The sequence below is a fragment of the Novipirellula galeiformis genome, from assembly GCF_007860095.1.
Classification (GTDB): Bacteria; Planctomycetota; Planctomycetia; order Pirellulales; family Pirellulaceae; genus Novipirellula; species Novipirellula galeiformis.
In genome coordinates this window covers 101,049-112,113 of sequence record NZ_SJPT01000015.1, presented here as the reverse complement: position 1 = coordinate 112,113, position 11,065 = coordinate 101,049, and the positions used below count along the sequence as shown (strand labels likewise).

At 54.3% G+C, this 11,065-nt stretch carries 11 protein-coding genes; 2 read left to right on the top strand and 9 right to left on the bottom strand.

Features of this window, described 5'->3' with window-relative positions:
* On the top strand, positions 1-908 hold a 908-nt coding region (locus Pla52o_RS25165; RefSeq protein WP_146597400.1), incomplete at its 5' end, for an IS110 family transposase.
* Between the two features lie 1,599 nt (positions 909-2,507).
* Here the strand turns inward: Pla52o_RS25165 and Pla52o_RS25160 are convergent.
* From Pla52o_RS25160 to Pla52o_RS25135, 9 genes are all read right to left on the bottom strand, one after another.
* On the bottom strand, positions 2,508-2,858 hold the full coding sequence (locus tag Pla52o_RS25160; protein WP_146597399.1) for a hypothetical protein: 351 nt from the start codon (positions 2,856-2,858) through the stop codon (positions 2,508-2,510).
* Between the two features lie 660 nt (positions 2,859-3,518).
* Positions 3,519-3,866 carry a hypothetical protein gene (locus tag Pla52o_RS25155; RefSeq protein WP_146597398.1) on the bottom strand — a complete coding sequence of 116 codons (348 nt, stop codon included), beginning with the start codon at positions 3,864-3,866 and terminating at the stop codon, positions 3,519-3,521.
* Positions 3,867-4,004: 138 nt separating this feature from the next.
* Complete coding sequence (locus tag Pla52o_RS27220; protein ID WP_197169517.1) at positions 4,005-4,172, bottom strand: hypothetical protein; 168 nt, start codon at positions 4,170-4,172, stop codon at positions 4,005-4,007.
* A 310-nt stretch (positions 4,173-4,482) separates the two neighbouring features.
* Positions 4,483-4,866, bottom strand: coding sequence for a hypothetical protein (locus tag Pla52o_RS25150; protein ID WP_146597397.1), 384 nt, complete (start codon positions 4,864-4,866; stop codon positions 4,483-4,485).
* A gap of 197 nt (positions 4,867-5,063) precedes the next feature.
* Complete coding sequence (locus Pla52o_RS27215) at positions 5,064-5,231, bottom strand: hypothetical protein (RefSeq protein WP_197169517.1); 168 nt, start codon at positions 5,229-5,231, stop codon at positions 5,064-5,066.
* Between the two features lie 888 nt (positions 5,232-6,119).
* Positions 6,120-6,551: a DUF6869 domain-containing protein gene (locus tag Pla52o_RS25145; protein WP_146597396.1), complete on the bottom strand. Its 432-nt coding sequence runs from the start codon at positions 6,549-6,551 to the stop codon at positions 6,120-6,122.
* A 118-nt stretch (positions 6,552-6,669) separates the two neighbouring features.
* A complete protein-coding gene (locus Pla52o_RS25140) occupies positions 6,670-7,170 on the bottom strand; it encodes a DUF6714 family protein (RefSeq protein WP_146597395.1) in 501 nt (166 codons plus the stop codon).
* A 126-nt stretch (positions 7,171-7,296) separates the two neighbouring features.
* Positions 7,297-7,551 carry a SecDF P1 head subdomain-containing protein gene (locus Pla52o_RS27980; protein WP_390620926.1) on the bottom strand — a complete coding sequence of 85 codons (255 nt, stop codon included), beginning with the start codon at positions 7,549-7,551 and terminating at the stop codon, positions 7,297-7,299.
* A 394-nt stretch (positions 7,552-7,945) separates the two neighbouring features.
* Complete coding sequence (locus tag Pla52o_RS25135; protein ID WP_146597394.1) at positions 7,946-8,473, bottom strand: hypothetical protein; 528 nt, start codon at positions 8,471-8,473, stop codon at positions 7,946-7,948.
* A gap of 821 nt (positions 8,474-9,294) precedes the next feature.
* Here Pla52o_RS25135 and Pla52o_RS25130 point away from each other — a divergent pair.
* Positions 9,295-10,641: an integron integrase gene (locus Pla52o_RS25130; RefSeq protein ID WP_197169516.1), complete on the top strand. Its 1,347-nt coding sequence runs from the start codon at positions 9,295-9,297 to the stop codon at positions 10,639-10,641.
* Positions 10,642-11,065 lie beyond the last annotated feature (424 nt).

The window sequence follows — 11,065 nt, the reverse complement described above, 5'->3', positions numbered from 1 at the left end:
TCGACGCTGGCGACAAAGCCTGGCACACCGGACGTAATCACATCAACTCGTTTCGTAAACCGCTGGCCGAGTGCGACCACGATGAACTCTGGAGAGGAGAGCTCGACATCGAACTGACCATCCTCGACTCCCTGACGCAGCAGATTGATGTCGTCGTCAAAAAACTCGAGGCGATCGGCAAGACTGACCCGCGAATCATTCGGTTACAGACGATTCCGGGCGTCGGCCCACGTACCGCCGAGATCCTCGTGTCCTGCATCGACGATCCACATCGCTTTGAAAACGGACGCCAAGTCTCCGCCTACTTCGGTTTGGTTCCGCGGCAATATCAATCAGGCGAAACCGATCGCAACGGCCGCATCACCAAGCGAGGCAATCCACTGGCACGCACGATCCTGGTCGAGTGTGCCTGGGCATCACTGCGTTACAACCCGTGGGCCAAGGGAGTCTACGAGCGAATCTGCGGCAAACAAAAGACACGCAAGAAGAAAGCCGGGATCGCGTTGGCTCGAAAGATCGCTGTGATCGCTTGGGCGATGCTGCGAGACGAGAAAGATTGGGAACCCAAACAAATGATCCAAGTCACCGAGTCGTTCGGCCGCATGTCAACGTCGCTCAAGGACACGCTGCAAAACATGAAGCCCAAAGAAAACAGTGATCAGCGTAAGAGTCGCCTGCGCAAGGAAGCCCGCGCCGCCCAAGCGGCCTCCGAGGGACTTACCTCCAAGACAACTGGTCAGACTCCACGTAAATCAACCCCCGCAACCACTCGATCCGCGAAAGCAGCGACGCCCAAACGCAAATCGACTGCGACACGATCGCCCCGATCTACCTCCCAACCAAACGAGAAACCACGAACCAAAACATCCAAGCCAAGGCGAGCAAGACAGCCAGTACCGCGTGCCTGATGCTCCGACATCGACGTAACGAATCGGCCTTGCTCGCCTCTTTAATCCTTCGGCCACCAAGACAACCAGTATGGCCAACTGATGCTTTGACATCGGCGTAACGAATCGGAACTGATGGCCATCTCAACTCATTTCATCACTCTAACATTTCAACCAACTCAACCCGCAGCGGAGTTTTCAGAAAGCCCCCACGCCACTCACTAAGACAACAGACCAAGGACAAGACCTACCCAAGTGTGTGAAGTACCAAGACAAGTTGACACTGACGCTTTCGCCATAGGACTGATCGCACTTGCGAATCACAGAAGGCTCAGACACGTCGCCCTAAAGAATGTGCCACACCGAAGGACGGTAGCTTGCTGCTCATCGAAGCCGCCAGGCAAGCTGCATCCACCACACAAGATGATCGCACAAAGATCGTTGAACCGTGCATGGATAACTGAGAGGACGCAGTCCGCCAGAGGCGGATCTACGAGAGTTCAAATGCGTCCACACCTCGAATAGTCGTTTAATCAACATCCTTGACTGAAGTTAGCGGTGAGTCGTCACGGCGGATCACTTCCTCGAAGCTCATCAACGAAGACGCCAATCAGGAACCCTCGCGATGTAACCCAACAGAATTCCAAAACAAATGACAACCACCACTTGTCAAACCTAGGACTTCATAGTCGGCACGCGTCACCGGGTACGCGCGTAAAAGTCTCTAACGGCGAAATCGCTCAGCTCGCGTTCTCCGGTTCACGCGATGGTTCGCCGTTAGCGGCTGGCTCCAGAGTGCAGCTGCGAGCTTCCTTCCAGGACCAGTATGCCACAAGAAACAGGATAAGGAAAACCGGACCTAAAAATATTGAGGCGAACACCCGATTCATCGTCGCCTCTGAGTAGTCGATTTCATTCAAGTGACCGTCCACAGGAAGCCCAGCTGAATCAAGCTCCCACGGCTTGGGCATCTCGCTAAACGTTTGAGCGAAAAAAGGGTATACCAGAGCGATCTGAATTGCCGCAACGGCCACGGACCCAATGCAAGTCCAATTGCGAAGCTTCAACCAATGCTCGTGGGAAAGTTTCATGCGTTGGGAGTTGATAATACGATCGTTGCTATGGAACTGCGTAGGACGGTAGCTTGTCCCAGAAGCGCGAAGAAACGAATCGGCGAACGGGAGCGATGTGCGGGCGGCGAAGGGTGATTGAACCACTTTGCAAAAACGATGCCGCCGCTCCGTCACCATCGCATGGTTATCGCAGATCGCAGCAAGCATGAATCGAGTATGGTTGCAGTGGCGTTCCGCCCCGTGGGTGGCCCGTCAAGCAGACAACCGTTGGGATCGACCAGTGAGGCTAGTGTAACGGACTGCGATGACAAGATGTTGCACGATCACAACCGCGGATTTTGCTTGGTACGGCAGCGATGGCATGAATTGCAAAACCAACGCAGGCCACGCCGCTAGTTGCGATAACGACGGCCGTAACGGGGCGGCCGCTAAGAATCTCTGATTTCAAAACCCGCGTTGTCGGCCGCTCCCGTTCACGGCATGGTTATTGCGGAATTCAGCGCTACGGTTCCATCGGCGGATGCTTGCCAAAGTCGCCCTTGAGCCATCAATGATATCCCATACACATGCCATCGCCATCCGCAAGATCAAATTCGGCAATTGTTTCGTCCGTCTCGAGATCGGTCAGTTGGACGGCCACGGCTAGACTTACGCGATGCTTCTCGTTTTTCAATGCGCCGGACACCCCATCAATGACCATCATCATCCCATACACGGCGTGATCAATCGCCTTCAACGCAGCGGATCGGGCAAATTCGCTCATGTTGGCATCTAGTTGTTCAATGGCGTAATTGCGAACATCTTCAAAGATGAGGAGTCCGGCTGCATGCTGAATCCACAATTCTAAGTCGCGTTCTCCATTCGGAGGGCGCGTCAATGTTCTTTCGTACGTTGCCATGTTTGGATTCTTGATCTCCCAAATGCGTTACGACATCGGCCTGAGTCGGCCGAGATCCCTCCGCAATAACGTTGCCCGTAACCGGGAACGCGCGGGAAAGTCTCTAACGGCCAAATCGCTCAGCTCGCGTTCTCCGGTTCACGCGATGGTTCGTCGCGACTTTTCCACTCGGAGCGGCAAGCTGCAGCAAAGTCAGCTGACGCCCACCACCAGCCATTGTACGCCGTGGGCTTCCCAAATGCTTGGGACAAGAACAAAGATCCAAAAAATGCTGGACCTGGCAGCAGCATCAGCCAGTAGCCTAGAGCCACCAGACGCGAAAGGTCGCTCTTCACGTAGAACCAAAGAGCAACCCAGGGAATAGAGTAGACAACAAGGACAGGAAGGGTGAATTTGAGTTGAGGCCTAAATCCAATTCGGGTGTTGCACCTCGAGCAACGAAATGACGCGGTTAAACGACGTGTCCAAGAAAAATGACGCTCACAGATGGGGCAGCAGTTTCGCGGAGCGCGCGACTCCCGCTCGTTTGAGAGAGGTTTTAATGCCGGCGCTTCGTAGGGGTTCAACAAAACCTCCGTCGACGAACGTCAAAAATCACGGGGTACGGGCGAACGACTTGCAAGCAAATGAGAAAATAGACCACCCGTACTCCCGTGCATTTTATGGTTCGTCGCTCATCGAAGTTGATTTCTCGAGGGCGTCAAATGCTGCCAAGACCGAAACGGGTCGATCGGTTCGCAACTGCGACCGTACGCACTCGAACGGATCAATCCCGTATGAATCGCCGGACACAAACCTCCAATTGTCGTCCACGAAATTCCACTCACCACCGATCGTTTCCTCGAGACAAACGCCGTAGAAGCAACCAAGTGCGAAGATTCTTTGTTCGTTCTCAAGGTCAGTAGCTTTTTCCCGTAGCGAATCAACATACACGCCTAGCCACTCGATGCCGTCACGGTCGTAGGAGATGTCTGCATCGCGGTAGTTTCTGGCAAACCGACGAATCATTTCGGCCTTCTCGTGTGGTAGGCTTTTCATATGCTTCAGTCGACGAACGGCGAGGATCAGCGGGTGGCGGGAATTGACATTGATCTTACCAAAAAACGGACCACCGCCACTCCGTTGCATCCCATGGTTCTGCTCTTTCTACCGTTGGTCTTCGACCAGCCGCACAATTTCGTTGTCCAATCTTAGTTGATAGCGTACACCCTGTTCTAATTTAGCATTGATGGTCACGCGTGATTCGGGATCGTCGCGATCCAATTGCAGTTGCAATCGCCGGTCGCCAGGCGCCACCAATGCAAGAGGAACCATCGTAACAAATCGACCTCGTCGGCGTTGTACGGGACCGTCGTCAACCGAGACCAGGCAATACGCTGGTCCTATGTGTTTCATACGAGTCACGTCGTCGATCACAGCGTAGTGGCTTGTGTCCGGCTCGAAGTACCCGACCGTTGCTGAGTAAATTAAGGTGGCAAGTAAGGCAAACGTTGACACAGCGAATACGAATCTGGGACGCATTTCGTGTTTCCATCGTCGGCAGCCGTATGGTGGATGATCCGGTTTGTTAGCAGAACGTTAACGATCACGTGGTCGCCGCGAACGACTTACCACTTCAATGAACTCAACTCGGCGACTCACGTGCATCGTCTGGTTCGCCGCCATCTTGATCTTGCGATTCCGACTGCGGATCCAGTCGACCCTGGTGCTTCTGAACAAGTTTACGCAAAAACGGGGTCACGCGCCAGGTTTCGTCACCAAGTTCGTATTCCAGATCCGACCAGTACCACACCGAATAAGCGTGCAAATCGATGTTCTCATCGAGAATGCTCAATGTCGCTTGCCAACGTTCATCCGCTTCGAGTGGCCCCGGTAGATCATCGAATGCTTGGATTATCGTTTCCATTAGCGTGAACCGTTCGTCGTCAGAAAGTTCGCCCCCTTGGTAAGCATTCAGATAGTCATCAAGTCGAAAAGGATCGGCAACCTCCCATTCCCAGTCCTGCATGTGCGGTTCGTTGGGAACGTCGAAGCGATTCGCAAGACGTGCTATAGCCTCGCGAGTTGGGAATCGCACAGATGTTCTGGTACGGTCATCAGTTTCTGTCGGCGAACGGCGAGGATCAGCGGGTGGCGGGAATTGACATTGATCTTACCAAAAAACGGACCACCGCCACTCCGTTGCATCCCATGGTTCTGCTCTTTCTACCGTTGGTCTTCGACCAGCCGCACAATTTCGTTGTCCAATCTTAGTTGATAGCGTACACCCTGTTCTAATTTAGCATTGATGGTCACGCGTGATTCGGGATCGTCGCGATCCAATTGCAGTTGCAATCGCCGGTCGCCAGGCGCCACCAATGCAAGAGGAACCATCGTAACAAATCGACCTCGTCGGCGTTGTACGGGACCGTCGTCAACCGAGACCAGGCAATACGCTGGTCCTATGTGTTTCATACGAGTCACGTCGTCGATCACAGCGTAGTGGCTTGTGTCCGGCTCGAAGTACCCGACCGTTGCTGAGTAAATTAAGGTGGCAAGTAAGGCAAACGTTGACACAGCGAATACGAATCTGGGACGCATTTCGTGTTTCCATCGTCGGCAGCCGTATGGTGGATGATCCGGTTTGTTAGCAGAACGGGAGCGATATGCGGGCGGCGGCGAATGGTTTAAGCGATGTCAAAACGGCGACCACCGCCGCTCCGTATCATCGCATGGTTCCCCGCATTCTTTGTGGCGGAGAGATCGCAGGTCGCCATATTCAACATCAGTCACGAAGTATAGCGACTTGGCCGTTGGGCTTGGGCAGTTGGTCACGTTGAAATTCTGTGTCGGCGTCTAGCGCGACGAACTAGGCACGCAATCATCAAGATGTTGGGGGCGAGAAAATAGGTTAGCAGTGGCCAAGTCGAACCAGAGAATCCAACGAACTCAGTTTCGTAGACGATGGGGCCGTCAGTATATGACTCGGCTTCACGTCTCAATTCGATTTGCATAGAGATGTATACGAATCCGACAGTGGACGCTGGAATCGCAAGCAAGATGACATTCAGAATCACGATTGGCCGAATCCATCGCGTGCGAACCGGAGATTCGGCAGGAGTCGTCGCGGTCGGTTCGTACGGATTCTGGTCAGCAGTAGTCAACGTCGTCAATCAGTTCTCGTTACGCACTTAGTCGGGGAACTACAGCGGTAACGGGGCCGCCGCAAAAAAACAATGATCTCAAATCCGACGTTATCGGCGGCTCCCGTTCACCGCATGGTTATCCGACGTCTCCACGCGCAACGCACAAGCGCCGCCATATCTCATCTGACATTTGATTTTGATAGCATCCTCGCAGCATTTTGGCAAACAGTGGATCGTCATCGGCCATCTGTTCGACCAGAGCAATGTATTGGTCGCCGTGTCTACCGAGTAAATGTTCCACCGGCCCAGCGGCAAGGTGCCCATGCGTTTCTTCATTGCCGCGCCAGTATGCGGCAACAATGAATTTCCATTGAGATTCTGGTGACGCCGTAAAGTTCATCGGCACGACGTATTTGCCTGCGGTGTTGGGCGGATCGTCCAGTAACCACGGTAGTTGTGGTAGTTGCGTTTGAGCGTCGTCGCCACGCAGTTCAGCATTCCATGCCGTGGCAAATACGTCCCAATCGGCATCTGTGAGATCGTCCCAGCGTGGATCAGTAAACGTCATGTCGTGTCTGTAGTCGGATAACGGCTGGGATCAGCGGGCGGCGGGAGTTGACATTGATCTCACCAAAAACCGCACCACCGCCGCTCCGTTGCATCCCATGGTTCGCCGTTGTCCCGGGTCATGCACATCGCTTGACCTTCGTTAGCGCGTCTCGAACATCGACATCGTTAAAGCCCTGCGGCTCATTGTGCAATGCAAACTTGAGGAACCGAACGATTGCGGCACGCTGCGAAGCATTGAATATGTCACGGAAGCGGTCGTCTCCGATCATACAATCGCCCTTCATTCGGCTCAAGCGAAACAGAAATGTGTCCATCAACATCGATGAGCGATTTTCGTCATCAATCATCATCGTCATGATAGCGGGCGTGTAGAATCGGAATCCGTCTGTATCTAAATGGTGTAATGCCCAATTGCGTTTCAGAAGATCCGCTTTCGCAACCCTACGCCAGTCGATTCGTTCAGCGGTTTTGTCGAGTTCATCTTCCGCCGGGTTGCCGTAGTCGTCAATCGATTCAGCACGGTAGATGCTTGTTCCGCCATTGAGTGTCACGCCGCGGAAAGCGTGTTCGATGTAATCGGCGAGCCATTTGCGTAACGTCTGCATCTGGAAACGCATCAATGTATTCGATCGGCGAACGGCAGGATTCACGGAGCCGGGCCGTGAAAAGTTTGATCTGCCAAAACGTGTGACCCCCGGCTGCCGTGCAATCCATTGGTTCCCCGTCCTTGGTTCCCCGTCCGTTCAATTCGTTTGGCCTGTGACGGAAGGGATAGCGTTGATGAAGGTATCGTCGCCAGTGATACGAAACGAGTCGCTGATGGGCTGCCGAATCTTCGGAACGCATATAACAGTGCCGTTCACTACGACCGCGATGGATGGGGAAGCAGGATTGGTAGTTGCCGCAAGCAGCTTAGGCGAGCCAGTCGCGTTTAGCCGGACGTCCAAGGCTGGAACCGTCGTTGAGGGTGCGACTCCGCCGACAGTCTCTACTGTCATTTCCGTTTTAGCGACGCCCGAGATATCGGCATTTGTAACAACGGGTGGAGTGACCAGATGGATTGTCGCTCGGGACAAAGGATCGGTAGCCGGCTTGGTGTTTGGGCCAGCCTTTGGTGATGTTGCGAATATTTCGATTGTTGCATGAGGTGGAACAAATGCCGGCGGCGAGGGTTGTGATTGAAAGCAACCCAAGACGAACAGCAACCCCATCAGATAGGCAAGTCGGATTTGCATGCTTCAGGTTCCGGAAATCGGGGAACGCCTGGCATCACCGGGCGGGGAGAGTAAAGTTGTCCATTCAAATTCGGCAGCAAGCCCCGCTCCGTGTGAATGCCATGGTTATCCGCCTCTGTTCGACGCGGGCAAGAGTGCCATCAAGAAAAAGGCAGTTCTATTTATAGAGGATAGCGGCCTCTTTTCGAGCACGGCCATCGTTCAAGGTTTTAAACGCCTCTACCAAGATGGGGTCCTCATCGTCCGTCATGGCGAGAACGCGGTACCAAATTGTACCAAAAGTACCTTCTTCCTTGTGGCGTTTCATTGCAAGGAGCGTTGCTCGCGCACATCCAGTTATGAATTCACCATGCACCTTGTAGAGTTTATTCCCCGAAAGATCTTGAGAAATCTGCTTGAACTGCTCGACCAATGACTCCAGAACACGGTTCGAGTTCTTAAATGCCGGAAGAGTCGGGATCCACTCGATCGGACTGTAGCGTTGATCAAGTGCGTCCATGGTACCGGCGCGAGCTGTCATCTTGGATTCGTTGCCATATGTGTAGTTGAAGCAAGCAGCACCCGCATCTTCAGGGACGAAGATCGCGAACCCAAAAACATCTGGATTGTTTGCGAGCGGTGGTAGAATCGTCGCGAGTTCGTCGTAGAGAGCCTCAGCCAATTCATCAAAGTTCAACGATTGCATGTCACCATTCTTGCGTAGGTTTGCTAGCGAGATTGTTCGATAGTTCCATCGGATAACTTATGTTTCTGCGGTCAGTGAGGGTGAGAATAGGTCGATTTAGGGTATTCTCACCCTGAATTCAAACTTATTCTCACGGTGTGCCCCTCTCCGGAACGGGCGACCGCCACCGCTATTCTCACCCGCTACAGGCCTACCGTCAAGCTTATTCTCACCCTGCCCTGGATCCCTCGTAGCGGGGTGCGACGCAGACAGATCTTGAGCAAATTCTTTTTCCCAAACATCAAGGCGATTCACCGCGGTTGGCTGCAGGATGAAGTAGGGTTCGAGCGGGACGCTTGCAACGGAGGGCCTTGTTTTAAATCGAACTTTCGGATCGTGGACGGAGCCACTGTCTCACAACAGCGGTCAACAACAAGGACGTGCCGACTCACCACCGCCCTCCCCCCCCTTCAACCCTGGCAAAACAGGGGCAGTATTTGAATTGCTCGCCGCAGCAGCGAGCGGACATCGCGTTTGATTCGGTTCCTCTCTGATCGCGTCGGGTTGCGATTTGCTGGGTTTAACTGGATTAGCACAACTTCAGGTTTAGCGCAACTCCAGGACCGATAGGCTGGAATGGGAATCATCGAGGCTTGCTTCGCTAGCAATGCAATCCGTTGAACTTCCAGATTAATTGTCTGCCGCGACTCGGATGAGTGCTAGGATGCAGGGCGCGTGAGTTGGCACGGCGGCCAGCGTGAATTCTTTTACGCAACGAGTCTGGCCTGCGACGAAGCTGCCAGTGTTTGCGTCAGAGCGGACCGCTTGGGAGGGCAGACTCGATGGCATCGGAACTCTTTATCAAACCCGGATCGATGGAGCAGGAACTGCGATGGGCCAAGATTTGGTTCAAACAATTCTCGACGTTCCATGGCCGTAGCGGCCCGTCAAATCAGCAAGCGACGGAGTTTACCGCTGCCGAGGTGATTGAATTTCTAAGAAGCAAGCGGGACGCGGGCTTTCCGGCATGGAAGCGTATGAAGATCATCCGTGGCTTGATGATCTACCGCCGTTTGGTGCTGCAGAAACCGGACGACGACTTGGTTCCCTTACGCAACAAGATGCTTGAGATCATTGTCATCGAGCGCAACCGCGATGAGGGCGATGGCTCGATCGAGGAGTCGGGCGGCAAAATCAATCCGCGTGAGCCCGATGCGATCCAGGAGTTCCGCCGGGCGCTGCGACGCGCGGGACTGAGGATCGCGACCGAGCGAGCGTACGTGAGTAAATTGAAAACGTTTATGTCTGATCGGGCGCTCTCCTGTCTGGCCGATTTTGAGAAGATCAGCGAGCTCGACGTCGAGGCTCATTTGACCGACCTGGCGGTCGATGGGCACGTGGCCCCCGACACACAAAACGTGGCGTTTCATGCGTTACGTAAATTCTTTCAGCTGGTGCTCAAACGGGAACTCGGCAGCATCGAGGCGGTGCGGGCGAGCAAGGGGGGAATGATCCCTACGGTGATGAGCACGCAGGAGGTGAATCGGGTGTTTGACGCACTGCAAGGCATTCACTTGGTGATCGCCCAATTGTTGTACGGCTGTGGGATGCGAATCAGCGAGGCGATTCGATTGCGGGTCAAGGATCTTGATTTTGATAATCGCCGGGTCGAGATTCATCAATCCAAGGGAGGCAAGAGCCGGGTGGTGCCGATGCCCGAGAAGCTTGTCGAGGTGCTGACGCGATACATGGCAACACGTGCGGCGCTCCACGAGCACGACGTTGCCGAAGGCACCGCGTCGGTATGGTTGCCCCATGCGTTGTCGAGAAAGTTCCCTCATGCACACCGTGAACTCCGTTGGCAGTACTTGTTTGCATCGTCGCGTTTCTCTCGCGACCCTCGCACGGGTCAACGACACCGTCACCATTTGCACCGCGACACCTTCCCGCCGCACCTGAGACAAGCGGTAGAGGCTGCGGGATTGCTCAAACATGTGACCAGCCACACTTTCCGGCACTGCTTCGCCACTCATTTGCTGTGGAACGGAACGGACATTCGCCAGATCCAGACTCTGTTGGGGCACGCCGACATCAAGACGACTGAAATCTATACCCATGTGGACAATCGCGTTGGCCCCGTGGTGGTCAGCCCGCTCGATCGGTTAAAGGCCGACGCCGTGGGAAGCTGAGTTGCCGGGAGAGGCTGCGAAGGGGAATGGCGGTTGGCGGTGGAAGAGGGCGTTTGAGGAACACCGGAAAGCCGTTTTTAGATGCACCGCCTGAGGGCGGAGTGGACCTTCGGCCTGTTGGGTGGCGGCGACATTGACCTCCACCGCTTGACCTCCACCGCAAGGATCGGAAACGGATTATTGGCGATCCGCAGCGGAGTTGCAAGGGAATTGTCCGGATTTCTTTTTTGCGGTTGCGGGGGTGCGCCGCGGTGATGGGGGCGAGCAAGATTGAGACGGGCCTCTCCCGGATTTCGCTCAGTGCTCCATCCGACCTCGCCTATAGTAAAGCTTTTGGGGTGGGGTTGCTAAGCAGGTGGCGCTGAGTGCTGTGGGCTGTTGGGCGATGTGGTAAAAATGGGCCTCTGCTTCGTTTCGAGAACCC

What these genes read in the sequence shown, in the direction of transcription:
- Pla52o_RS25160 (WP_146597399.1), bottom strand. Translation starts at nt 2,858, where the DNA reads ATGGCAACGTACGAAAGAACATTGACGCGCCCTCCGAATGGAGAACGC.
- Pla52o_RS25155 (WP_146597398.1), bottom strand. Translation starts at nt 3,866, where the DNA reads ATGATTCGTCGGTTTGCCAGAAACTACCGCGATGCAGACATCTCCTAC.
- Pla52o_RS27220 (WP_197169517.1), bottom strand. Translation starts at nt 4,172, where the DNA reads ATGGTTCCTCTTGCATTGGTGGCGCCTGGCGACCGGCGATTGCAACTG.
- Pla52o_RS25150 (WP_146597397.1), bottom strand. Translation starts at nt 4,866, where the DNA reads ATGCAGGACTGGGAATGGGAGGTTGCCGATCCTTTTCGACTTGATGAC.
- Pla52o_RS27215 (WP_197169517.1), bottom strand. Translation starts at nt 5,231, where the DNA reads ATGGTTCCTCTTGCATTGGTGGCGCCTGGCGACCGGCGATTGCAACTG.
- Pla52o_RS25145 (WP_146597396.1), bottom strand. Translation starts at nt 6,551, where the DNA reads ATGACGTTTACTGATCCACGCTGGGACGATCTCACAGATGCCGATTGG.
- Pla52o_RS25140 (WP_146597395.1), bottom strand. Translation starts at nt 7,170, where the DNA reads ATGCGTTTCCAGATGCAGACGTTACGCAAATGGCTCGCCGATTACATC.
- Pla52o_RS27980 (WP_390620926.1), bottom strand. Translation starts at nt 7,551, where the DNA reads ATGACAGTAGAGACTGTCGGCGGAGTCGCACCCTCAACGACGGTTCCA.
- Pla52o_RS25135 (WP_146597394.1), bottom strand. Translation starts at nt 8,473, where the DNA reads ATGCAATCGTTGAACTTTGATGAATTGGCTGAGGCTCTCTACGACGAA.
- Pla52o_RS25130 (WP_197169516.1), top strand. Translation starts at nt 9,295, where the DNA reads ATGGCATCGGAACTCTTTATCAAACCCGGATCGATGGAGCAGGAACTG.